Annotated in this window: 23 protein-coding genes; 5 read left to right on the top strand and 18 right to left on the bottom strand. The window is 68.3% G+C overall.

What is annotated here, in order from left to right:
- Positions 1 to 36: 36 nt before the first annotated feature.
- The 12 genes from flgL to flgB all read right to left on the bottom strand — a co-directional run bounded on the left by flgL (position 37) and on the right by flgB (position 11,959).
- Positions 37 to 1,272, bottom strand: a complete 1,236-nt coding sequence (gene flgL / locus DID96_RS28865; RefSeq protein WP_124602643.1) for a flagellar hook-associated protein FlgL — start codon at positions 1,270 to 1,272, stop codon at positions 37 to 39.
- Between the two features lie 25 nt (positions 1,273 to 1,297).
- On the bottom strand, positions 1,298 to 3,295 hold the full coding sequence (flgK, locus tag DID96_RS28870) for a flagellar hook-associated protein FlgK (protein WP_124602644.1): 1,998 nt from the start codon (positions 3,293 to 3,295) through the stop codon (positions 1,298 to 1,300).
- A gap of 120 nt (positions 3,296 to 3,415) precedes the next feature.
- Entirely contained in the window at positions 3,416 to 4,171 is a 756-nt protein-coding gene (locus DID96_RS28875) for a flagellar brake protein (RefSeq protein ID WP_124602645.1), read from the bottom strand.
- Positions 4,172 to 4,427: 256 nt separating this feature from the next.
- Positions 4,428 to 5,411, bottom strand: a complete 984-nt coding sequence (gene flgJ / locus DID96_RS28880; protein WP_124602646.1) for a flagellar assembly peptidoglycan hydrolase FlgJ — start codon at positions 5,409 to 5,411, stop codon at positions 4,428 to 4,430.
- Complete coding sequence (locus DID96_RS28885; protein ID WP_409333825.1) at positions 5,412 to 6,620, bottom strand: flagellar basal body P-ring protein FlgI; 1,209 nt, start codon at positions 6,618 to 6,620, stop codon at positions 5,412 to 5,414.
- Positions 6,614 to 7,303 carry a flagellar basal body L-ring protein FlgH gene (flgH, locus tag DID96_RS28890; RefSeq protein WP_124602647.1) on the bottom strand — a complete coding sequence of 230 codons (690 nt, stop codon included), beginning with the start codon at positions 7,301 to 7,303 and terminating at the stop codon, positions 6,614 to 6,616. Before flgH ends, DID96_RS28885 begins: the two co-directional genes overlap by 7 nt.
- A gap of 21 nt (positions 7,304 to 7,324) precedes the next feature.
- Complete coding sequence (gene flgG / locus DID96_RS28895) at positions 7,325 to 8,113, bottom strand: flagellar basal-body rod protein FlgG (protein ID WP_124602648.1); 789 nt, start codon at positions 8,111 to 8,113, stop codon at positions 7,325 to 7,327.
- Positions 8,114 to 8,149: 36 nt separating this feature from the next.
- Positions 8,150 to 8,908 (bottom strand): flagellar basal-body rod protein FlgF, encoded by a 759-nt coding sequence (gene flgF / locus DID96_RS28900; protein ID WP_124602649.1) that lies wholly within the window; start codon positions 8,906 to 8,908, stop codon positions 8,150 to 8,152.
- 19 nt (positions 8,909 to 8,927) lie between these two features.
- Entirely contained in the window at positions 8,928 to 10,169 is a 1,242-nt protein-coding gene (gene flgE / locus DID96_RS28905; RefSeq protein ID WP_124602650.1) for a flagellar hook protein FlgE, read from the bottom strand.
- A 25-nt stretch (positions 10,170 to 10,194) separates the two neighbouring features.
- Entirely contained in the window at positions 10,195 to 10,944 is a 750-nt protein-coding gene (locus tag DID96_RS28910; protein WP_124602651.1) for a flagellar hook assembly protein FlgD, read from the bottom strand.
- A 37-nt stretch (positions 10,945 to 10,981) separates the two neighbouring features.
- Entirely contained in the window at positions 10,982 to 11,407 is a 426-nt protein-coding gene (gene flgC / locus DID96_RS28915) for a flagellar basal body rod protein FlgC (protein WP_124602652.1), read from the bottom strand.
- A 60-nt stretch (positions 11,408 to 11,467) separates the two neighbouring features.
- Positions 11,468 to 11,959, bottom strand: a complete 492-nt coding sequence (gene flgB, locus DID96_RS28920) for a flagellar basal body rod protein FlgB (protein ID WP_124602653.1) — start codon at positions 11,957 to 11,959, stop codon at positions 11,468 to 11,470.
- A gap of 204 nt (positions 11,960 to 12,163) precedes the next feature.
- Here flgB and flgA point away from each other — a divergent pair, with 204 nt between their 5' ends.
- From flgA to DID96_RS28935, 3 genes are all read left to right on the top strand, one after another.
- Positions 12,164 to 13,312: a flagellar basal body P-ring formation chaperone FlgA gene (gene flgA, locus DID96_RS28925; RefSeq protein WP_124602654.1), complete on the top strand. Its 1,149-nt coding sequence runs from the start codon at positions 12,164 to 12,166 to the stop codon at positions 13,310 to 13,312.
- 152 nt (positions 13,313 to 13,464) lie between these two features.
- Positions 13,465 to 13,800 (top strand): flagellar biosynthesis anti-sigma factor FlgM, encoded by a 336-nt coding sequence (flgM, locus tag DID96_RS28930; protein WP_124602655.1) that lies wholly within the window; start codon positions 13,465 to 13,467, stop codon positions 13,798 to 13,800.
- A gap of 76 nt (positions 13,801 to 13,876) precedes the next feature.
- Positions 13,877 to 14,317: a flagella synthesis protein FlgN gene (locus DID96_RS28935; RefSeq protein ID WP_124602656.1), complete on the top strand. Its 441-nt coding sequence runs from the start codon at positions 13,877 to 13,879 to the stop codon at positions 14,315 to 14,317.
- Positions 14,318 to 14,327: 10 nt separating this feature from the next.
- Here the strand turns inward: DID96_RS28935 and DID96_RS28940 are convergent, their stop codons facing one another.
- Positions 14,328 to 16,178, bottom strand: a complete 1,851-nt coding sequence (locus tag DID96_RS28940; protein WP_124602657.1) for a M24 family metallopeptidase — start codon at positions 16,176 to 16,178, stop codon at positions 14,328 to 14,330.
- A gap of 332 nt (positions 16,179 to 16,510) precedes the next feature.
- On the opposite strand from DID96_RS28940, the gene DID96_RS28950 reads away from it, so the two are divergent.
- Positions 16,511 to 17,341 (top strand): helix-turn-helix domain-containing protein, encoded by an 831-nt coding sequence (locus tag DID96_RS28950; protein WP_124602658.1) that lies wholly within the window; start codon positions 16,511 to 16,513, stop codon positions 17,339 to 17,341.
- Between the two features lie 9 nt (positions 17,342 to 17,350).
- On the opposite strand, the gene DID96_RS28955 is transcribed toward DID96_RS28950, so the two are convergent.
- The 4 genes from DID96_RS28955 to DID96_RS28970 form a co-directional block, all read right to left on the bottom strand.
- On the bottom strand, positions 17,351 to 18,592 hold the full coding sequence (locus tag DID96_RS28955) for a multifunctional CCA addition/repair protein (protein WP_124602659.1): 1,242 nt from the start codon (positions 18,590 to 18,592) through the stop codon (positions 17,351 to 17,353).
- The gene (locus DID96_RS28960; protein ID WP_124602660.1) at positions 18,589 to 19,236 is read right to left on the bottom strand and encodes a glutathione S-transferase family protein; all 648 of its coding nucleotides are present in this window, start codon (positions 19,234 to 19,236) and stop codon (positions 18,589 to 18,591) included. Before DID96_RS28960 ends, DID96_RS28955 begins: the two co-directional genes overlap by 4 nt.
- A gap of 32 nt (positions 19,237 to 19,268) precedes the next feature.
- Entirely contained in the window at positions 19,269 to 20,228 is a 960-nt protein-coding gene (locus tag DID96_RS28965; protein WP_124602661.1) for a complex I NDUFA9 subunit family protein, read from the bottom strand.
- A 99-nt stretch (positions 20,229 to 20,327) separates the two neighbouring features.
- On the bottom strand, positions 20,328 to 22,280 hold the full coding sequence (locus DID96_RS28970) for a lytic transglycosylase domain-containing protein (protein WP_124602662.1): 1,953 nt from the start codon (positions 22,278 to 22,280) through the stop codon (positions 20,328 to 20,330).
- An 8-nt stretch (positions 22,281 to 22,288) separates the two neighbouring features.
- On the opposite strand from DID96_RS28970, the gene DID96_RS28975 reads away from it, so the two are divergent.
- Entirely contained in the window at positions 22,289 to 22,897 is a 609-nt protein-coding gene (locus DID96_RS28975; protein ID WP_124602663.1) for a 5-formyltetrahydrofolate cyclo-ligase, read from the top strand.
- A 97-nt stretch (positions 22,898 to 22,994) separates the two neighbouring features.
- Here the strand turns inward: DID96_RS28975 and DID96_RS28980 are convergent, their stop codons facing one another.
- Positions 22,995 to 23,507 carry a winged helix DNA-binding protein gene (locus DID96_RS28980; protein WP_124602664.1) on the bottom strand — a complete coding sequence of 171 codons (513 nt, stop codon included), beginning with the start codon at positions 23,505 to 23,507 and terminating at the stop codon, positions 22,995 to 22,997.
- Between the last annotated feature and the right edge of the window lie 103 nt (positions 23,508 to 23,610).

Consider the following 23,610-nt stretch of genomic DNA (forward strand, 5'->3'; position numbering starts at 1 on the left):
GAGCGTGCGCTCACATCGCGTCCGGCGCCCATAGCATCACGGGTTGACGTACTGGAACAGCGACAGGTTCTGCAGCTGCACGTAGGCCTTCTGCGCGCCGGTCAGCGCGTTCTGCATCTGCAGGAACGAGCTGATCGCCGACACCATGTTGGTGCTCGTCACGTTCGACAGGTCGCTGGTCGTCTGCACCGTATTGGTCTGCGTGACCGCCTGCATCGCCTGGATTTCCTGCACGCGGCCGCCGACCGACGCCTGCACGGTGAGGATGTTCGTCATCGTGTTGTTCAGCTTCGTCGTACCCGTCGTCATCGCGTTCGCGAGCGCCGCCTCAGCGGTCGTGCTGCTGCCGACCGGCGTATTCAGCGCCGAGATCATTGAGTCGAGCGCCGCGAACACGTCGGTGCCCGCCTGCGGCGCGGGCGTGACCGAGAACGTGTCGCCGGGCGCCGGCGACCCGGACACCGGCACCGTCATGCCGGTGCCGACGGCGATCGCCGAGCCGTCCGAATACGGCTGCGCGGCCGTCGTCGACGGCGGCACGACCGTGTTGTCGGTGACCGTATAGGTCGGCGCGGCCGCGGTGCCGCCGAACGTGATCGAGAACTGGTGCGCGTTGCTCGCGGCACCCGGGTTCGTGATCGTCACCGCGCCGATCGTGCCGGTCCCGGTGTTGGCCGCCCCCGCCGCGGGCACCGGCTGGCTGCCGAGCATCGGCACCGACAGGAACACGCTCGTGCCGGTGTCGCCCTGCGAGACCGTGCGCGTGTCGGCGATCTGCACCTCGCGCGAACCGCTGTCGCCGCTGTAGATCACGCCGCCGCCCGGCTTGTTCGTGAACGGCGGCGTCGTCGACTGGAAGCCGGCGAACAGGTAGTTGCCCGTGCCGTCGGTCGTATTCGCGAGCGTCACGAGCTGGTCGCGGTAGCCCTGGAGCTGCGTGCCGAGCGCCGCGCGGTCGCTGTCGGTCAGCGCGCCGTCGCCGGCATGGATCACGACCCCGTGAATGCTGTTCAGCAGGTTGTTGACGCTCGTGAGCGCCGAGTCCTCCTTCTGCAGCGACGACAGCGCGACGTTCTGGTTCGACGCATATTGCGACAGCGTCGCCGACGACATCGACAACTGTACGGCCTGCGACGCGCCGAGCGGGTTGTCCGCCGGGGTCTGCAGGCTGACGCCGCTCGAAATCTGCTGGTACAGCTGCGACAGCTGCGCTTGCTGGTCGCTCATCTGCGCGACGTTCAGCTGGAAAAACTGGGCGCTGGAAATCCGCATCGCCTGGATCCTCTCGATCTCGAAATCAGTTGAACAGGCCGAGTACGGTCTGGAACAGCGTCGCCGCCGTCTGGATCACCTTCGCGTTCGCCTGGTAGAGCTGCTGGTACTGCATCAGGTTCGCCGCTTCCTCATTCTGGTTCACGCCCGACACCGACTGCTGCGCGGACGTGATCTGGCCGACGAGCGCGGTCTGCGCGGCGCTCGACGACTTCAGCTGGCTGGCCGTGTTGCCGATCCCGTTCACGTAGCTCGCATACGCGCCCGTCAGCGTCGTCGTGCCGTTGCCGAGCGTCTTCGCGGTGACGAGCTTCGACAGCGCGAGCGCGTTGCTGCCGTCGTTCGTGCCGCCTGCGTACGGCCCGATCGTGAACTGGTCGCCGTCCGCCGGCGCGCCCGCCAGCGACACGGTGATGCCGTTCATCGTGCCCGCCGCCGGCGGCTGCACCGTGCTCGCGATCGACAGCGTCGCACCCGTCGACGCACTGTACGGCACCGGCGTCGTCGCGCTCGTGATCGCCACCGAGGTCGGCGGCGTGCCCGCGATCGTCACCGTCGTGCCGGGCTGGAAGCCCGACAGCGTCTGCGTCGTCGCGTTGTAGGTCAGCGTGGTCTTGCCGGCCGGCAGCTGGTAGCCGGCGCTCACGGTGCCCTGCGTGATCGTCGCGGTGCCCGCGTTCGTCGGCACGACCGACGACACGACCGGTGACGCCGCCGCGATCGCCGAGCCGTTCGACGTCGCGAGCGCGAAGCCGCCGAGCGCGCCGCGCGTCGGCTCCACCGTGAACTTGTCGCCGGCCAGCATCGAGCCGGACGAGAACGAGAAGTTCAGCCCGCCGATCGAGCCCGGCATCGACCCCGACGTGCCGACCACCGCGCCGCTCGCGCGGTCGGTCAGCGTGTAATTGCTGCCGTCATAGGACAGCGTGTAGTCGCTCGTCGTCGGCTGCGCGGCATTCGCGAACGACACGGACAGCGTCGCGTTGCCCGTGTTGCCCTGGTTCGCGTAGACGGCCGGCGCGCCGACCGAGAACAGGTTGCTGCCGACGTTGCCCGATAGGTCGATACCGAGCGCGTTCTGCGCATTGACCTGCGCGGCGAAGCTGGTCGCGATCGCGCCGAGCTGCGCCTGCCCCGGATCGAGCGTCTGGCTGCGGAACGACAGCAGGCCGCCGAGCGTGCCGCCCGACAGCGACGCATCCGGCAGGTTCTGGTTCGGGCCCTGCGGGGTCGCGCCCGCGATCCCCTGCGACACGACGGTGAGCTCGCTCGGATCCGACTGCGACGTGACGGCCGCGAGCTGGTAGCTCTTGTCCGCGACGACAAGCGGCTGGCCGCCCGCGAGGAACACGCTGTAGCCCTGGGCGTTGCTCACGACCTGCACGCCGACGAGGCTCGACAGGTTCGACACCGCGAGGTCGCGCTGGTCCATCAGCTGGTTCGGCGGCTGGCCCTGGCCGCTCGCGGCCGCGATCTGCTGGTTCAGCTGCGCGATCTGCGTGGTGTAGCCGTTGATCTGCGAGACCGTGCTCGTGAGCTGCGTGTTCACGCTCTGGCGCAGCGCGTCGTACTGCCGGCCGGCCGCGGTGATCTGGTCGGCGAGCGTCTGCGCGTTGCTGATCGCGGTCTGCCGCGCGGACGGGTCGGCCGCGTTGTTCGCGACGTTCTGCAGGCCCGTGAAGTAGTTCGTGATCGCGGTCGAGATCCCGGCCGTCGGGCTGCCGACGTAGTTGTTCAGCTGCGAGACCATCGAATACCACGTCGACAGCGCGCCGCCCTGCGTCTGCGCGCTGTTGAGCTGGTTGCTCAGGTACTGGCTGTACTGACGCTGCACGGTGACCGTGTTGACGCCCTGCGGCATGTAGCCGCTGCCCGTGTACTGGCCGCTCGCCTCCGCATAGACGGGCCGCTCGACCGAATAGCCGGGCGTCGCCGAGTTGCTGATGTTCTGGCTGGTCGTCGTGAGGCCCCAGAGCGCGGCGTTCAAGCCGCTGACCCCGAGGTTCATCAGAGTGTTGGACATGCGCGATCCTGAAGGGCCGGCCGCGCTGCGGCCGCCGGGTTGCGTGACTCCCGGTATAACGGCCGCGGATCGAAAAAATTGAGGGGAAAATGCGCGCGGGCGGTGCTGCCCGCGCGCCGGTCACGCGCGCGCGAGCTGGCGGCGCTTCATCTCGAGCTGCGTGATCAGGCGCTGCAGCGTGTTCTCCGCGCTGCCCGGCAGCGACATGAAGCGGAAGCCGAGCTGGTAGCGGCGCGAGCCGTTCGGCAGTTCGGTCGAGCGCAGCGACACGAGCGTCAGGTCGAGCAGCAGCTTGCCGTGGCCGTTCAACTGAAGCTCGACCTCGGGCAGCAGCGTGCCGACCTCGAGCGCCTCGACGCGCTCGTCGGCCGTGCGCAACCCGACGCCGCCGAGCGACAGGTTGTGCACCTCGAACAGGAAGCTCTCGCCGTCCGGCAGCGTGCCGCGGCACAGGTACGGATCGACGACCGGCGCGTCGACGCGGAAGTATTCGCGGCGCTGGATGCAATACAGCAGGTCGGGGAAATCGGCCTCGAACGCGGGCAGCCCTTCGTAGCGCGTCTCGCGCGGCGTGCCGGTCACGAACTCGACGCGCACGCCGTCCGGCGCGGCCGCGAACGTACAATGCGACGCGGCCAGGATCGCGCTGTTCTGCTCGGCGAGCGCGCCCCAGTCGAACACGAACGTGCGCGCGCCGACGTCGACCTCGAGCAGCCGGGTGACGAGCTGGCCGCCCGGGTACTGGACGGTGAGGAAATCGCCCCGGTTCACGAGGTTGCGCAGCTGCACGCCGATTTCCAGCGGATTGCGGCGGGCATAGTCCGGCCCGGAATGTCCTGCATCGGAACTCGGGTCCGTCGACTGTTCGATATTCATGGCTTGCCGGTCTTTCTTGTCATGGGCGCACGGGAACCGGTGCGCATTAAAACCGGGCCATAACATCAACCCGGTCGCAGGTCTCTCACACTTAGCGGCAGTGCTGTCCGAAAGTTTAGATCGATTTCCCGAATTTTTTCGCGCAAACGTTCAAACCGCGCGCGGCAAAACCTGGCGCGGTCGGACAAGATATAGCCGACTGGATGTTCTGACGGACGGTCTGACGGACGTACTGAAAGGCGGTCTGACCGGCAGATCAGCCGATCTGCTGCATGATCGAGATCAGTTTCTTCGCGTAGTTCGGGTCGGTCGCGTAGCCGGCCTTCTGCATCCCGTGCGCGAAGCCTTCGACGCTGCGGCTCGCGCTCAGCACGCCCGCATAGCGCGGATTGTTCTTCAGCAGGTTCGCGTAGTCGGTCATCGCATGCTCGTACGAGTCGTATGCGCGGAACTTCGCGACGACGCGGCGCGGCGTGCCGTTCACGTATTCGGTGGTCAGCGCCGCCACCGTGCGGCCGCTCCAGCCCTTGCCGGCCTTGATGCCGAACACGTTGTAGCTCGTCGAGCCGTCGGCCGCGCGGATCTCGCGCTTGCCCCAGCCCGATTCGAGCGCCGCCTGGCCGACGATGAAGCGCGCCGGGATGCCGGTCGTCGCGCTCGCCGCCTGCGCGGGGGCCGCGAGGCGGTCGACGAACGCGTCGGCGTCGGCCACGCCGCTCGCCCCCTTCACCGGCGGCGTCAGCGCGCTGCCCGCCGAGTAGCCGCGCCCGTTCGCGAGCGCTCCGTTGTTCGCGGCCGCGTTCGCGTAGGCCTTCGCCATCGCGTTCATCGCGACCATCCCGCCTTCGCTGCCGGCCGCGCCGAAACCGCCTGCGCCGGCGTCTGCGCCGGCTTCGGTCGCCGCATCGGCGCCTGCGCCGAGGTGCGCGTTGCGCATCAGCTGCTTCATCAGCGCGTCGGCGACGCCGATCCCCTTCGACGACATCTGCTGCGCGAGCTGCTGGTCGAGCATCGACGTGTACATCTTCGACGTATGCGAGTCGAACAGCCCGCCGTCGGGGGTCGCGTCGCGCATGCTCTTCAGCATCATCTGCGTGAACATCGCGTCGAACTGCCCCGCGACGAGCTTCGCGCCCGCCTGCGGCGACTGCTTCGCCTGCGCGCGCAGCGCGTCGAACCCCTGCACGTCGAGCGCGAAGCGCTGCGTGAGATCATTCGCGTCCGGAAGGTTCGCTGCCATTTAGATGATCTCCAGATCGGCGCGCAGCGCACCGGCCGCCTTCATCGCCTGCAGGATCGACATCAGGTCCGCGGGCGTCGCGCCGAGCGTGTTGAGCGCCTTCACGACGTCGGCGAGGTTCGCGCCGGCCGTCACCATCTTCAGCGCGCCGTTATCCTGCTTCAGCTGGATCTGCGACTGCTGCGCGACGACCGTCTGCCCGTTCGAGAACGGCCCCGGCTGCGACACGACCGGCTGCGTGTTGACGACGACCGACAGGTTGCCGTGCGCCACCGCGCAGCTTTGCAGCGTGACCATCTGGTTCATCACGATCGAGCCCGTGCGCGCGTTCAGGATCACCTTCGCGGCGGCCTTGTCGGGGCTCACGTCGAGGTTCTGCAGGCGCGCCATGAACGCGACCTGCTGTGCCGAATCGGCCGGTGCGGTGAGCTGGATCGTGCGGCCGTCGAGCGCGGTCGCGGTGCCGGGCCCGAAGCTCGCGTTCACCGCGGACACGATCCGCTGCGCGGTGCCGTAGTCCATGTCGTTCAGCTGCAGCTGCAGCATCCCGTTCATCTGCGCGACCGCGTTCGGCACCGCGCGCTCGACGATCGCGCCGCCCGTGATGCGGCCCGCCGCGAGCTGGTTCACCTGCACGCGGCTGCCGTTCGCGCTCGCGCCCGCGCCGCCGACCGCCATGTTGCCCTGCGCGAGCGCATACACCTGCCCGTCCGCGCCCTTCAGCGGCGTGAGCAGCAGCGTGCCGCCGCGCAGGCTCTTCGCGTTGCCGAGCGACGACACGGTCACGTCGAGTGCCTCGCCGGGCCGCGCGAACGGCGGCAGCGTCGCGGTGACCATCACGGCCGCGACGTTCTTCAGCTGCATGTTCGACAGTGACGAGCTGCCGCCGTTGGCCGAGCCGTTGTTGATCGAGATGCCGAGGTTCGCGAGCATGTTCGCGAGCGTCTGCGTCGTGAACGGCGTCTGCATCGTCTGGTCGCCGGTGCCGTCGAGGCCGACGACGAGGCCATAGCCGATCAGCGGGTTGTCGCGCACGCCCTGGATCTGCGCGAGGTCCTTCAGGCGCTCCGCATGCGCGGCACCGGGCCCGAGCGCAAGCGCGCAGGCAGCCGCGAGTGCGCCGGCGGCCGAGCGGGGAATCGAGCGGGAAATCGATCGGGCGAGGAAGCGCATCACGCGCGCGAGCAGGGTACGCATCGTCTTCACCACGGCGCGATGTTGAGGAAGAAGCGCTGCAGCCAGCCCATCGTCTCGGCTTCGTTGATGTAGCCCTTCGCCGAGTATTCGATCTTCGCGTCGGCGACCTGGGTCGAGTAGACCGAGTTCGCGCCGGAAATCGTGTTCGGGTTCACGACGCCCGAGAAACGGACGAACTCGTTGCCCTGGTTGATCAGCATCTGCTTCTGTCCGCTGACGACGAGGTTGCCGTTCGGCTGCACGCCGGTCACGGTCACCGTGATCGTGCCGTTGAACGTGTTCGCCGCGCTCGCGCCGCCCGTCGCGGTGAACTTGTTCGCGCCTTCGGCCGACAGGTTCGTCTTCGCGAACAGCCCGCCGAGAAAGCCCGCGGTCGGCACGTCGAAGCTCGTGTTGCCCGCGCGGTTTGTGTTCGCGCCGGACGACTTCGTCGCGTTGATGTTTTCCGCGATCACGATCGTCAGGATGTCGCCGACGTTGCGCGGCCGCTGGTCCTCGAACAGCGGCCGGCCCGCATAACCCGGGTTGTAGATCGAGCCCGGCGCCTGCATCGACTGCGGCATCGGCGGCTGGGCCGTCATCGGCTGCTGGATGATCGGCTCGCGCGGAATCTGCGCGCAGCCGGCGAGCGCCGCCACCGCGAGCGCGCACGCGGCGCGGACGGTGGCGAACGAGGGGAGGCGAACCTGCTTCATGGCGACGGCGGGCGTTTCCGGTTAGCTCTTCATCTGCGTGACGGTCTGCAGCATCTGGTCGGACGTCGTCACGGCCTTGCTGTTGATCTCGTACGCGCGCTGCGTCTGGATCATGTTGACGAGCTCCTGCACGACGTTCACGTTCGACGCCTCGACATAACCCTGGTTGAGCGTGCCCGCGCCGTTCAGGCCCGGCTGCGACACGTTCGGTGCGCCCGACGACGTAGTTTCCGAGAACAGGTTCTCGCCCCGCGCCTCGAGACCGGCCGGGTTGATGAAGGTCGCGACCTGGATCGCGCCGATCTGCACCGCATTGGTCGAGCCCGGCTGCGTGATCGTGACGACGCCGTCCTTGGCGATCGTCAGTGACGTCGCGTTCTGCGGGATCGTGATCGCGGGGATCACCTGGTAGCCGCTCGACGTGACGAGCTGGCCCTGCGCGTTGGACTGGAACGAGCCGTCGCGCGTGTACGCGTTCGTGCCGTCCGGCATCAGCACCTGGAAGAAACCCGCGCCGTTGATCGCGACGTCCTTCGAGTTGCCGGTCTGCGTGAGGCTGCCCTGCGTATACAGGCGCTCGGTCGCGACCTGCTGCACGCCGGTGCCGAGCTGCAGGCCCGACGGCAGCTCGGTCTGCTGCGTCGAGTTCGCGCCGGGCTGGCGGATCGTCTGGTACAGCAGATCCTCGAACACCGCGCGCGAGCCCTTGAAGCCATTGGTGCTGACGTTCGCGAGGTTGTTCGAGATCACGTCCATCTGCGACTGCTGCGCGTTCATGCCGGTGGCGGCGATGTAGAGCGAACGGTTCACTTGTTAGGTTCTCCTGCGTAGGCTGGCGCTGGTCGCTCAGCTGAAGTTGAGCAGCTGGTTCGCCGACTGCTCGTTCTGGTCGGCCGTCTGGATCAGCTTCGTCTGAAGCTGGAATGCACGCGCGTTGTCGATCATCGCGACCATCGCGTTCACGGGGTTCACGTTGCTGCCTTCGATCGAATCCGGCGCGACGACGACGTTCGGGTCGGCATCTGCCGGGTTGCCGTCCGCGGTGCGGAACAGGCCATCGTTGCCGCGCGTGATCGTCGCCGGATCGGGATTGACGAGCTTCATCTGGTCGACGATCGCGACCGCGGTCGGCGGGTCGCCCGGCATCAGCGCGGACACCGTGCCGTCCTTGCCGATCGTGACCTGCGCGTTCGGCGGCACCGAGATCGGGCCGCCGTTGCCGACCACCGGCAGGTTGGTCGCGGTGACGAGCTGGCCGTTCTGGTCGACGTGCAGGTTGCCCGCGCGCGTGTACGCCTCGCTGCCGTCGGCCAGCTGCACGGACAGCCAGCCGGCCCCCTGCACCGCGACGTCGAGCGGATTGCCGGTGCGCGTGATCGGCCCCGGCGCGAAGTCCGCGCCCGGCGTCGACGCGAGCACGTAGGTGCGCGTCGTCGTCGGATCGATCGCGCTGCCGTCGCCGAAATTCATCGGCACCGCGCGATAGGTCGCGAGCTGCGCGCGAAACCCGGTCGTCGACGCGTTCGCGAGGTTGTTCGCGACGATCGCCTGCTGGTCGAGCGACTGCGACGCGCCCGTCATCGCCGTGTAGATCAGTCGGTCCATGGCTGCCCGTTATCCGCGCTTACAGGTTGATCAGCGTCTGGTCGACGGTCTGCTGCGTCTTGATCGTCTGCGCGTTCGCCTGGTAGTTGCGCTGCGCGGTGATCAGGTTCACGAGCTGGCTCGTCAGGTCGACGTTCGAGTTCTCGAGCGCGCTGCCCTGCAGCGTGCCGTGGTTGGTGCTGCCCGGCGTGGAGAGCTGCGGCACGCCCGACTGCGCCGACTCGATGTACTGGTTGCCGCCGATGGACACGAGGCCGTTCGGGTTGTTGAAGTTCGCGAGCACGATCTGGCCGAGGGTCGCCGTCTGGCCGTTCGAGTAGTTGCCCGTGACCTTGCCGTCGCTGCCGATCGAGAAGGTCGTCAGCGTGCCGCTCGCGTAGCCGTCCTGCGCGAGGTTGTTCACGCCGTCCTTGCCGCCGTACTGCGTGGTGCCGGTCAGGTCGAGCGTCAGGTTCTGCGGCGTCGTCGAGCCGTCGGTGGTCGGGATCGTGAACTGGAACTTGCCGAGCGCCGCGGTCGGTGTCGCCACCCCCGGCAGCGTCGTGCTGGCGATGCCGCCCGTCGCGTTGAACGTCACCGTGCCGAGGTCGGACGGCGCCGAGTTCGCGACGCCCGCATACGCTTCCCACGTGCCGGTCGCGGTCTTCACGAAGTACATGTTGACCTGCTGCGAGCCGCCGAGCGAATCGTAGGTCTGGACCGACGTCGAGTAGTTGTAGCTCGTCGAGTCGGTGTAGTTGAACGGCGTCGTGACCGGCACCGTGTCCTGCGAGTTCAGGTTGAACTGCCCGGCGATCGAGGTCGTCGGCGTCGGCGAGATGTTGGTCGTCGGCGCCTGCAGCGGCACGGTCTGCGCGCTGTTGATCACGCCCTTCGCGTTCGCCGCGTAGCCCATCAGGTTCATGCCCTGCGCATTGACGAGATAGCCGTTCTTGTCGCGCTGGAACGTGCCGTCGCGCGAGTACGTGATCGCGCCGTTGTTCGACATCTGGTAGAAGCCGTTGCCGTTGATCGCGACGTCGAGCGACGAGTTCGTCGTGTTGATCGTGCCCTGGCTGAAGTTCTGCTGCACCGAGTTCAGCGACGTGCCGATGCCGACCTGGTTGTTCACCGACGTCGCGATCGAGTTCGCGTACATGTCCGCGAACTGCGCGGTGCTCGACTTGAAGCCGACCGTATTTGCGTTCGCGATGTTGTTGCCGATCACGTCGAGCGCCGTCGACGCGCCCGCCAGACCGCTCAAACCCTGTTGATAACCCATCTCGGTCTCCGTGTGTGAAGCTGAATCAGTTGGTGGTGGCGCCGGTCGACGTCGACGCGGACGATGACGCATTCGGGTAGATCGACGCGACCTGCGACAGGCCGACCGTCGCGCCGTTCGACAGCATCAGCCCCGCGGTGCCGTCCGCCTGCTTGACCACGCTCTGCACCTGCGCGGCCGCGAGCGTCGTGGCGGGCTGCGGCGTGCCGGTGCTGTCGTTGTAGCTCGCGCTGATCGTGTACTTGCCGTCCGGCAGCGCGTTGCCCGCCGCGTCGGTCGGCGTCCAGTTGAACGGCACGGTGCCGGCCGACTGCGCGCCTGCGTTGATCGTGTTCACGACGATGCCCGACGCATTCTTCACGGTGATCGTCAGGTTCGACACCGAGCTCGCGAGCGACACGCCGAACGGCGTCGCCGCGCCGCTCTTCACCGTGACCGCATTGCCCGGCGCGAGCACGTTCGAGCCGATCAGCAGCGCGGCCTGGGTCTGCTGGCCTGCGGCGAGCTGCGACGACAGCGACGTCAGCGACGTGTTGAGCTGCGCGATGCCGCTCACCGTGTTGATCTGTGCGAGCTGCGTCGTCATCTGCGAGCTGTCGACGGGGCTCGTCGGATCCTGGTTCTGCAGCTGCGTGACGAGCAGCTTCAGGAACGTCGTCTGCAGGTCGCTTGCCGACGTGCTGGTACTCGACGCGTTGCCGGTTTTCATCGTGTCGGTCGGCAGGGTCGACACGTTCGTGCCGCTGGAGCCGATCGTCGTGGAGGAGGAAGTCATCCGGTCGGGCCTTCTGTCAGGTCAGTAAAAATGCGGCTCACGAGCCGATCGTCAGCGTCTTCAGCATCAGCTGCTTCGCCGTGTTCAGCGTCTCGACGTTGGCCTGGTACGAGCGCGACGCCGAGATCATGTTCACCATCTCCTGCACGGGGTCGACGTTCGGCATCTGCACATAGCCATTCGCGTCGGCGGCCGGGTTCGCCGGGTCGTAGGTCGACTTCATCGGCGACGGATCGTCGATTACCTTCTGCACGCGCACGCCGCCGACGCCCTGGCCGGACGCGGTGCGCGCGCCGCCGATCGGATCGGTCGCGAACACGACCTGCTTTGCCTTGTACGGCTTGCCGTCGGGGCCGGTCGCGCTGTCGGCGTTCGCGAGGTTCGACGCGGTGACGTTCAGGCGCTGCGACTGCGCGGACAGCGCCGAGCCGGCGACGCCGAAGATGTTCATCAACGAGGGCATGGAGGCTCCTTAATGCGGGCTTTCAGAGGCGGGCTTTCGGTTCGGGGCGGCCGCGCGCGGTCACGAATTCGACGTGATCGCGGCGATCATCGCCTTGATCTGCTGGGTCATCACGGTCATCCCGGTCTCGTAGTGCAGCGCGTTGTTCGCGAACTGCACGCGCTCGACGTCGAGATCGACGGTGTTGCCGTCCAGCGCCGGCTGCAGCGGCATCCGGTATTGCGCGCGGCCGTAGTCGTCGGTCGGGCCGCCGGTCGGCGTCAGCTTCGCGGTGCCGGCCATGTGGCCCGGCGCCGTCGACACCATCGACATCCCGCTCGTCACGCCGGCCGGCTGCGCCATCGCGAGCGACGTTGCGTTGCTCGGCGCGAGCCCGCCCGGGCCCGTCTGCTTCAGCGAGCGGGCGAGCGTCGACGCGAAATCGACGTCGCGCGCCTGGTAGCCGGGCGTGTCCGCGTTCGCGATGTTCGACGACAGCAGTTCCTGCCGATAGGCGCGCACGTCGAGCGCCTGGCGGCCGAACGCGAATTCGGCATCGAGTCTGTCCAGCATCTGTGCATCTCTCCGTTGGCAGCGCTGCACCGCTCTTTCGCCGCATGGCGGCCAAAGAGGCTTTTTTCCATGACACGCATGGTAGGCGGCCGACGCAACCGGCAATCGGGCGAATAACGCGGCAAAGCCCCCCTCTATTCGTCGTTTCCGCCGTGGGCCGGCTCCCTAGAATGCGAATCGGATCAACGGATCGAGGACACGGCGATGACTCCCAGCGCATTTCGCGGCGACGACGGGCGGCGGCAGCGCACGCGGCGCGCGTTCGCGCTCGGGTTCACCGTTCCGCTCTCGCTCGCCGTCGCGCTGTGGACGGGCGCCGCGGCGGCGCAGGCCGCGGACGACGGGATGATCGTGATTCCGGGGCGTGGCGAGACGGCCGAGTCCGCGCTCGCGCATGCGAATGCGGCGAGCGGCGCTCGCCCGGGCGCGGACGGGAGCGCGGGGGTGACGCCGGATTCGGCGAACGCAGGCCGCGCGGCGGCCGCCTACATGACGGCACGCACGAACGCCGCGTACGGCGCGCCCCGCGCCGCCGACTCGAACGGCATCGTGACGGTCGTCACGGGCGCGACCGAACCCGCGTCGAGCCCCGCGCGGCCGCCGCAACAACCGGCGCTTGCGGCGCGCACGCCGGCGCAGCGCGCCGGCTCGGCCGCGACGGCCCTGCGCGCACCCGCATCGCCTGCCGCGACCGCCAACGCCACCACCGCGCCGGTCGCCCCGCCGCCCGGCCAGCAAGACCCCGAGTCGATCCGGCGCACCGCGCTCGCGTTCCTCCAGCAGCAGATCGCCGGCTTGCCCGGCAAGCCGACCGCGACCGTCTCGACCGCGTTCCCGCGCGGGCTCGCCGCCTGCACGACGCTCGAGCCGTTCCTGCCGACCGGCGCGCGCCTGTGGGGCCGCACGACGGTCGGCGTGCGCTGCGCGGGCGAACGGCCGTGGACCGTCTACCTGCAGGCGAAGGTCACCGTGCAGGCCACCTATTACGTCGCTGCGCGGCAGATCGCGCCCGGCGAGCCGCTGACCGCCGCCGACCTCGTCGCACGCGACGGCGACCTGACCGTGCTGCCGCTCGCCGTGATCACCGATCCGGCGCAGGCGATCGGCGCGACCGCGCTCGCGCGCGTCGCCGCCGGGCTGCCGCTGCGGCAGGACATGCTGAAGAGCGCCGCGTCGGTATCGGCCGGGCAGACCGTGCGGGTCGTCGCGGCCGGCCGCGGCTTCACGATTTCGGCCGAGGGCAGCGCGCTCGCCAACGCGGCGCCCGGCCAGTCGGTGCGGGTCAGGATGGCGGCCGGGCAGATCGTCACCGCGATCGTCAAGGACGCGGGAACGGTGGAGATTCCGCTATAGAGCCGGTTAGCGGCGACACCCGCCAACAATTGGGGCGGGAGCTGTCGTAAGAATGCAAAGGATTGTTTATTCGGAGGAATCGCCCGAAACGCGATGCTAAAGTTTGGCCCCGCCATGCCGTTATCTGGGTCAAACCGCACAGGAACACCATCGTGAAAATCGATTCCACGCCCACCCCGAACACCCGCGCCCCGGCCACCGGCACCGGCGCGGCCCGCCCGCAGCAAGGCGCGCCCGCGGCGTCCGGCGCGCAATCGGCGCCCGCAGGCGCGGCTGACGGAGACGCGACCGTGAACCTGTCGGGCCTGTCCGGACAATTGCGCACGGGGTCGGCGTCCGGCAACGCGGACATCGACACGGGCCTCGTCCAGTCGATCAAGGACGCACTGAACAACGGCACGCTGACGATCGATCCGGGCAAGATCGCCGACGGCGTGCTGAATACCGCCCGCGAGCTGCTGCAGCAGCAGCGCCCGCAGGGCAGCTGAGCCGGCCCGACAGGCCGGCGCCCATGGTTTTTTGCCGGCGTGCGGCTCCGTGCGCCGGCGTGATGAGCGAGACGCGATGAGAGACGAGCTGCTGGCCACGGTCAACGACGAACATGCGACGGTCGAAGCGTTCGCGTCCCTGCTCGCCTACGAAGAGAAGGCGCTGACGACGGCCGAGCCGCTCGCGATGCTGCCGGGCATCATCGAGAAGAAGACCGCGCTGATCGACCGGCTCGCACAGCTCGAACGCACGCGGGACACGCAGCTGTCCGCGCTCGGTTTTCCCGGCGGCAAGAAAGGCATGGATCAGGCCGCCGAACGCGACGCGCGCCTCGCCGGCCGCTGGCAATTGCTGCAGCAATCCGCGGAGCGTGCGCGCCAGGCCAACGCGACCAACGGCATGCTGATCCGCATCCGGACGGACTACAACGAACGGGCGCTCGCGGTGCTGCGCTCGGCGCCCGAACGCGTCGGCTTCTACGGGCCGGACGGCCGGGTGTCGGCCGTCGCGCGCTGACGGGCGGCGCCTACAGCAGCGGACACGCCGTCACCTGCGTGCCGCGCTCGGCGCACAGCCGCTCGTAATCGCGCAGGTAATCGCGTTCGTCGTCGCTCAACAGGTCGAGATCGATCAGATCCCAGTCGTAGCCAACCGCGACGAGGTTCTCGAACGTCATCGTGTCCGGCTCGTGCTCGTTCGGATGGATGATCACGATGTTCTCGATCCGCACGCCGCCCTTGCCCGGCACATAGATGCCCGGCTCGACCGAAATCACCGCATTCGGCACCAGCCCATATTTCGACCCCGGCGCGAACCGCACGCCGCCTTCGTGCACGTGAATCCCGACGCCATGCCCGGTGCCGTGGCCGAAATCGTAGCCGTAATCGCGGCACACCTGCCGCACGGCCGCGTCGACGTCGCCGCCCGACATCGCTTTCGGGAAAGGCGTGACGAGCCCCTTGATGCACGCCTTCAGCGCGACCGTGTAGATCTCCCGCTGCCACGGCTGCGCAACCGTGTCCGGCCGGGTCCGGCGCAACACGACGCGCGTGCAGTCCGTCGCGAAGCCGCCTTCGTAGTACGCGCCGCTGTCGAGCAGCACGAGCTCGCCTTCGGTCAGCTCGACGTCGGCGCTCGCCGCCGTGTAATGCGCAGACGCGCTGTTCGCGCCGTTCGCCGAAATCGACGGGAACGTCAGCGCCAGCGCCGAGCGCGCGCCATACGCGTCGTTGATCACGCGGGCCAGGTCGTATTCGGAGTGCCGCTGCCCCGGCTCGCCCGTCTTCGCCCAGCGCATCGCCTCGGCGATCGCCGCGGAACTGCGCGCGAACGCGTCGCGGAACTGGTCGAGCACTTCCGGCGTCTTGCCGACCCGCATCGTCTCGACCGGACTGAAATCGGCATGCCGCGCGTGCGGCCATACGCGGCTCACCGTATCGGCGAGCGCGCAGTTGACCGACTCGAAGCCGTAACACACGTGATCGACCGCGAACTGCGCGAGGAAGCGTTCGAGCGCCGCGACGTCGCGCCGGATCACGTGCAGCGCCGGATACGATTCGAGGTCGACCGGACAGCGGTCACAGCCTTCCGGCAGGAACAGCACGACCTGCTCGCCGACGACGAACAGGAAGCCCAGATGCGACGACGCATTCGGGATGTGATAGCCGCGGCTGTTCAGCAGGTAGCTGAGATCGTCCGACGCGCAGGTGACGAACGCAGTCTTGCCGTCCGCCGCGCCGGTGTGCGCGGCGAGCCGCTGGTTCAGCGTCGCGATGTTCTGCGCGACGCTCACGCCGGTCATCGATTCCGGCAGCTCGAAGATCGGCCGCTCGACGAACCACCCCGGCAGCGCGATCGCGCGGTCGATTTCGCGGCCGACGATGCTCGTCCAGTCCAGCTTCGCCGCTTGCGTGCTGTCGAGCAGCCGGTCGCGCTGCGCGACGCTGAGCCGCAGCCCGTCATAGCCGATCCGCTCGAGCCGGCCCGCGCGCGCGACGAGCCAGTCGGCGATCGCCGGCCACATCGACGCGTCCAGCCCGAGCTTCTCGACGTGCACGCGCGCCGGATCGCACTGTTGTTCCGCCTGCAGGTGGTAGCGGCCGTCGACGAACAGCACGAACTGCTGCACGCCGAGCGCCTGCGCCGCCGCCGTGCTCAGGAAGATGCCGCAGCCCGCCGAGCCGTCGAAGCCCGACAGCGCGTAGCGCGGGTTGTTGCGGCGCGGCAGGTACTCGGTAATGAACTCGTCCTGCGACGTGATCACCACGGCGTCGAGCTGCATCGCGTCGAGCAGGCGCGACAGCCCCGCGTGGGTCACGTCGACGGATGCGTCGTACGGAGGAAGGCTGGAGAAACTGTATTTCAGTCGATCGATCATCGGATGCTCACATTGTTCATTGTTGTCGGAGCGCGCGTGACTGCCAGTCCATGCGGCACAGCCCCGAAAATTTTTGTCTCACTTAAATTTTTGGCGCCGTGCGGAAGAATCTAGAACGGGCCGGAATTGAGGTCAAGCTAAAATTTTAGTCACACTGAAATTCAGGACCGGTGCCACGCGCCTGTCCGGCACGGGAATCGCCCGCTGCGCGGTACAATGCGCCGGCATCGTCGCCCGAACGGCCGTGCTTCGTGCGATTCGCGGAAAGGCTCGCCCTGGCGGCTGCGCCGCCGCCCCCGCTCGCCGTCTACTCGTTGCCACGAAAGAGATTCATGGATTCAGACCTCATGCGTATCGGCCAGCGCATTCGGCGCCTGCGCCGGGAAGCGAAGAAAACGCTGCTGGAAGTCGCGACCGAAGCCAAGCTGTCGGTCGGGTTCCTGTCCCAGGTCGAACGCAATCTCACGGGCATCTCGATTTCGTCGCTCGTCAACGTCGCGAACGCGCTGAACGTGCCGATCGGCGTGCTGATCGACCAGCCGCGCCAGCAACAGCCCGATTCGCATCAGGGCAGCCGGGAGTCGTATGCGGTCGACAAGACGTCGCAGAGCTACGAGCGGCTCTCGACCACCTTCGACGGCAGTCTGATCAACGCCGTCAAGGTTCAGATGATGGAAGGCTACTGCTCGGAATGGGTCGCGCATGGCGGCGACGAATTCGTCTACGTGCTGTCCGGGCAGATCTGCTATACGGTCGGCAAGAAGGACTACCCGCTGTCGCCCGGCGATTCGATTCACTTCGACGCGCACCGGAAGCACCGCGTCGCGAACGTGGGCGCCGGGCCCGCGGAGCTGATCGTGGTCGGCACGCTGCCGCTGTTCGACGACAGCTATGCCGAATTCGCGTCCGCATCGGCTGAAATCAGGCAGCCCGACGGCGATGCCACGCTGCTTCCGGGCGAGCCGCGCGTGAGCCGCTGCCTTCCGGCGTCGAAGCGCAGCCGCGCCGCGGACCCCGTGCCGCCGGGCGCGGTGCGGCCTGCCCCAAAGCAAGCCAGGAAAGTGGACAAGACAGCCCCCGCAAAGCCGCGCGCGTCCGCCGGCAAGCGGCCGGCGGGCGACGACACCCCGCTCCGCAAAGCTGCCGCACGCAAGAAGAAATAACCCCCGGCGCTATTCGCCGATCTCGAGCGCGCGCGCGACCGCCTGGATCCGTGCGCGATGCACGGCATCCTTGATCTTCACCACATCGTTGCCGAACGCGCGCGCGATCGCGCCCGCATCGACGCCGCGCGCCGCCACGAGTGCCTCGCGCAACCGTTCGGCCTGCGGATACGGCTGCGCTTCCAGCCCGAGCCGGCCGCGCGCATCGGCCTCGCACGCCTGCACCATCTCGGCGAAGCGCGCGGGCTTGCGCAGCCCGTCCGCGCGCTCGAACAGGCGCACAAGCGCCGCCGCGCCCATCTCCATCACGCGATGCAGGTTGCCGTGCTCGCGCGCGACGACGAGCGCGAGATCGCGGCACTCGTTCGGCACCCGCAGCCGCTCGCACAGCGGCTTCAGCAGGTCGACGCTGCGCCCCTCGTGGCCGATGTGGCGCGGCAGCACGTCCTCAGGCGTCGTCGCCTTGCCGAGATCGTGCGTGAGCGCCGCGAAGCGCACCGCGAGCGAATAGCCCTGCTTCGCCGCATGGTCGACGACCATCATCACGTGCACGCCCGTGTCGACTTCCGGGTGGTAGTCGGCGCGCTGCGGCACGCCCCACAGCGCATCGACCTCCGGCAGGATGCGCGCGAGCGCGCCGCATTCGCGCAGCACCGAGAACATCCGCGACGGCCGCGCCTCCATCAGCCCGCGCGCGATTTCCTGCCAGACCCGCTCGGCGACGAGCGCATCGACCTCACCCGCATCGACCATCCGCCGCATCAGCGCGAGCGTCTCGTCCGCGACCGTGAAATCGGTGAAGCGCGCGGCAAAGCGCGCGATGCGCAGGATCCGCACCGGATCCTCGACGAACGCGTCGCTCACATGCCGGAACACGCGCGCGCGCAGGTCCGCCTGCCCGCCGAACGGATCGACCACCGGGCCGACCAGCGTGCCGTCCGGGCTCACCGTGCGTGCCATCGCGTTGATCGTCAGGTCGCGCCGCGCGAGATCTTCGTCGAGCGTGACGTCCGGCGCGTAGTAGAACTGGAAGCCGTGATAGCCGGCCGCTGTCTTGCGCTCGGTGCGCGCGAGCGCGTATTCCTCATGCGTGTCCGGATGCAGAAACACCGGAAAATCCTTGCCGACCGGCTTGAAACCGTGCGCGGCCATCTGCTCGGGCGTAGCGCCTACCACGACGTAGTCGCGGTCCTGCACCGGCACGCCGAGCAGCTCGTCGCGGATCGCGCCGCCTACTGCGTACACATTCATGGCGTCGGCTCGTAGTCGGCGATCACGTTGGTTTCGCGGTGCGCGTCGTCGATCCAGCGCCGGACCGCCGGCAGCGCGGTCACGCGCTCGACGTAGCCGGCTGCTTCCGGCGACAGCCCCGGCGCGTACGTGTTGAAGCGCATCACGACGGGTGCGTACATCGCATCGGCAATGCCGAACTCGCCGAACAGGAACGGCCCGCCCGATGCCTCGAGACACGCGCTCCACATCGCGTCGATCCGCGCGACGTCAGCGAGCGACTCGGGCGTCGCGCCGCGGCCCGGCATCGATGCGCGGATGTTCATGCCCATCTCGGTGCGCAGCGCCGCGAAGCCCGCATGCATCTCCGCAGCGATGCTGCGCGCATGCGCGCGCTCGAGCGGATCGGCCGGCCACATCGGATATTGCGGATAGCGTTCGGCGAGCGTTTCGGCGATCGCGAGCGAATCCCAGATCGCGACGCCGTGGTCATCGATCAGGCACGGCACCTTGCCGGACGGCGAATGCTCGAGGATGCGCGCCTTCGTGTCGTCGCGGCGCAGCTCGACGACGATTTCGTCGAACGGGATGCCGAAGTGCGCGAGCAGCAGCCACGGACGCATCGACCACGACGAATAGTTCTTGTCTCCAATGACGAGTTTCATGACGGGATTCCACACAGGTAATGACGAGTCGACTAGCGGCGCGAGCGAAACCAGTCGAAGCGGGAGCGCATCGCCGCGTCGCCGAGATAGGCCGGCACGATGCTTTCGAGACTCGCGGGCTGGATGCCAAGCTCCGGAGCGAGCGGGCCGGACAGCACGTTCGGCACCGACATCGACGCGAGGTTGTCGCGCGTGATCACCGGCTCGCCCGGCAGGCATTCGAACACGCTCGCCTGCAGCCGCGCGAGCGCGTCGGGCAGCCGCACGATCCGCGCCTCGCGGCCGACCAGCGTGCCGCAATAGCGGACCAGCGCCTCGAGCGTATAGACCTTCGGGCCGCCGAGCTCATAGGTCTTGCCGCGCGCGGCCGTCAGATCGAGCGTATTGACGAACGCGCGCGCGACGTCGCCGACGAACACCGGCTGGAACTGCGCGTCGGGCATTGCGAGCGGAATCACCGGCAGCGTGCGGTGCAGCCGCGCGAACGTGTTGAGGAATGCGTCGCCGGGCCCGAACACGACCGACGGGCGGAAGATCGTCACCGCGAGCGAGTTGGTGGCCGCGACCGCATGCAGCGCGGCCTCGCCGTCGCCCTTCGAGCGCTGGTACATGCTCGCGCCGTGCGAATTCGCGCCGAGCGCGCTCATGTGCAGCAGGCGCTGCACGCCGGCCTCGATGCATGCGCTCGCGAGCGCGGCCGGCAGCGCGACGTGCGCACGCTCGAAGCCCGGGCCGTACGGCGTGCCGTGGCCGCCGTGCAGCACGCCGACGAGGTTCACGGCCGCGTGCGCGCCCGCGACGAAGCGGGCCAGATGACGCGTGTCGAGATCCTGGAGCTCGACGATCTCGACCGGCAGCATCGTCAGGTGGCGCGCGTGGTCGCGGCGCCGGGTACCGATCCGCACCTGTTTGCCCGCATCGATCAGCGCACTCACGAGCCGGCTGCCGATGAAGCCGGTGCCGCCCAGCAGCGCAACGGTCTGGCGATCCATGTTCGATGCTCCATCGTGCCGGTGCGCGCCCGTCGCGGGCGGGTGAACCGGCCCTAAAACACACTGCCGCATCTCGCACGGCAGCGTGCAGGTTGCCGGTCAGGGCGAGATCATGCCCAGGCGCTTCTTCAGCGATTGCGGCTTGCCTTCGAAGAGCGCCGCGTAATAGACGGTGTTCGACAGCACGTTCTTCACGTAGTCGCGCGTCTCGTTGAACGGAATCGTCTCCGCGAAGATCGCGCCTTCGACCGGCTGCGTCAACACCTGCCGCCACTGGCGCGGCCGGCCGGGCCCCGCGTTGTAGCCGGCGGTCGCGAGCACCGGCGAGCTGTCGAAGTTGTTGTAGATGTCCGCCAGATACCAGGTGCCGAGCTGGATGTTGGTGTCGATGTCGTGCATCTGCGCGCGCGTGATCGTGCCGAGGCCGAGCTTCTTCGCGACGATCTGCGCGGTGGCCGGCATCAGCTGCATCAGGCCGCCCGCGCCGACCGACGAACGCGCGCTCGTGATGAAGCGCGATTCCTGGCGGATCAGCCCGTACGCCCACTCGATGTCGAGCCCGGTCGATTGCGCGTAGCGCTCGACGATGTTCCGGTACGGCGACGGATAGCGCAGCGTGAAATCGTGCTCGGCCTTCGTGCGGTCGGCCGTGTTCACCGCGCGGTCGAGCAGGTCGACCCGCTTGCCGTACTCGGCGGCCGCGAGCAGCTGGCGGTCGGTCATCCCGCGCAGCGGCCAGTTCCATTCGCGGTTGCCTTCGAGACGCAGGTTCAGCGCGTAGAAGCGCTGTGCGAGCGCGAAGCCCGGCACCTTGCCCATCTCGTTGATCTCGGCGTCGGAGACGGTCGTGCGCGGCGGGATCTTCGTGCGCTGGCCGAGCTCCTCGCCGGCGAGCTGGCCGTAGAAACCGAACTGGCCCGCGATCTGCTCGAATTCCTGGTTCGCCTGCAGCGTGTCGCCGCTCTGCTTGAGCGCGCGCGCATGCCAGTAGACCCACGCCGGATCGTCGCGCAGCGACGGCGGCATCTGTTCGATCGACCAGCGCACCATCGGCCAGTTGCCGACCAGCAGCGCGCTGCGCGTGCGCCATTCGTACGCGGAGTTCGACAGCGGCGCATTCGCCGATTTCGCATACCAGACCGACGCGAGCGCCGAGCGCTTCAGCGCGCCCTGGTAGCCGACCGCGCCCCACGCGATCGCCTGTTCCTGCTTGGTCAGCGACGCAGCGATCGACGTGAGCATGGCGGCCGCCTGGTCCGGATCGTTGCGGGCCAGACGGCCGATCGCGATCAGCGCGAGCTGGTGCGACGTCGCGTCGGGACCGACGCCGTTCGCGAGGAACAGCGGCGGCGCGCTCGTCGCCTGGTCGAACGCGACCGGGCGCGCGCCGAGCGCGTCGACGATCTTGCCGGCGACCGTCGTGTAGTTCTGCTCGAACGCGAGCCGCGCCTGCTGCCACACGTCGTCGCTCGAGAACTGCTGGTTGACGGCGAGCGCGGTAATCAGGTCGACGCACGCGTCGCCGTAGTTCTTCGGTTCGACGAGCAGCGCGCGTGCCGCATCGGCGACGTTCTCGCCGCGCGCCGCGCGCGATTCGAGCGCGTAGCACTTGACCTGCGTGTCGTCGTCGAGCACGAAGCGCTTGTACTGGTCGTCGAAATTGCGCCAGTCGTGGCGCGCGCCGAGCACGAGCAGGTAGTCGTTGCGCATGCGGTCGGCGATCGCCTGGCCGTCGTAGCGCTGCAGGAACGACAGCACGGGCGCGTCCGGCGCGTCGACGCGCGCGCGGCCCGTCGCATCGAACAGCTGCGGCTTGATCTGGAAATACTCGAGGTAGGACGGCACCGGATAGTTCGGGATCGTCGCGGCGAGCTGCGCGGCCTTCGCGGCGTCGTTGCGGCGCGCGGCTTCGCGAAGCTGGACGAAGGTCTGGTCGTCCCCGGAGAGCGTGTCGTCGGACGGCGCGGCGCACGCGGCCGTGCCGGCGACGAGCGCGGCGGCCGAAAGCGTCAGCGCGACCGCGCGATATACTCGGAAAAGGCTGTTCGACATCGTATTGAATGGAGCACGAAGTGAACGAAAGCATAGCACGCAACCCCTTCGCCGAACGGAAGGCGGCGCTGCGCAAGACGCTGTCGAAAGCCCGTCGCGACGCCGCGTCGCAGCCCGCGCCGAACGCTGCGCTCGACGCGCGGCTGCGTGCGCTGCTCGAGCGGCTCGCACCGCGCACGGTCGGATTCTACTGGCCGCTGCCGGGGGAATTCGACGCGCGCGCGGCAGTGCTCGCGTGGTGTGCGGCGGGCGCCGGCAGGCAGGCCGCGCTGCCCGTGATCCTCGAGCAGCGCGCGCCGCTCGAGTTCCATGCATGGGGTGCCGCGACGCCGATGCGCGAAGGCCATCACCGGATTCCGGAACCGGCGTCGGGCGTCGTCGTCGTGCCGGATCTGCTGCTGATTCCCTGCGTCGGCTTCGATAGCTGGCTGTATCGGCTCGGCTATGGCGGCGGGTATTACGACCGCACGCTCGCCGCGTGGCCCGGCGCCGCCCTGCCCGTCACGGTCGGCATCGCCTACGAGGCATGCAAGGTCGACACGCTGCCGACCGAAGGACACGATCTTGCAATGCACTGGGTCGTGACGGACGAGGAAACCTACGTAGCCGACGCGTGAGCGCGCCGGCACACTCCAGGCTGTATCCGGTCGCGTCAAGAAACCGTCGCATTCGGCGGTCTACACTCCCGTTCGCAGCAGGCCGCGCGCCGCGTTCCTACAGCGACGCCGCGGCCCGCGCGGCCGTGTCGTAGAGCCCGGACGCGTGGCGCAGCAGTTGCGCCGCTTCGCCGATCTGCTCGTTGGTGAGGCCGCTGTCCTTGAGCGTCTCGATCAGGCAGTGCTCGCGCACCTCGCGGTACCTGAGGCACAGGTCGCGCCCGGCGTCCGTTGCGAAGAAGAACACTTCCTTGCCGCTCTTCTCGCTCTTCACGTAGCCGCGCGCGATCAGTTTTTTGAGCGCATAGGTCGCGACGTGCGTATCCTCGATGTTGAGCACGAAGCAGATGTCGGCGAGCTTCTTCTTGCGTTCGCGATGGCTGACGTGATGCAGCAGCGACACCTCGACCGCCGTCATGTCCTTCGCACCCGCGGCCGACATGCAGCGCACCATCCAGCGGTTGAACGCGTTGCCAGCCATGATGAGCCCGTATTCGAGTTCCGACAGCTCCGCGCTCGAATCGGAAACGAGATGCTCGGACGACACGATCTTGGTCGGATGACGCTTCATGTGGCAGGCGGCGCTGGCGGATGTCAGGGTGCGCAGAGTGTACGTCAGATGCCTTCGCGCGCCAGCTAGGCATAAACGCTTATTGGTAAGTTATCGATATCTT

This window comes from Burkholderia sp. Bp8963 (assembly GCF_003854275.1).
Taxonomy (GTDB): domain Bacteria; phylum Pseudomonadota; class Gammaproteobacteria; order Burkholderiales; family Burkholderiaceae; genus Burkholderia.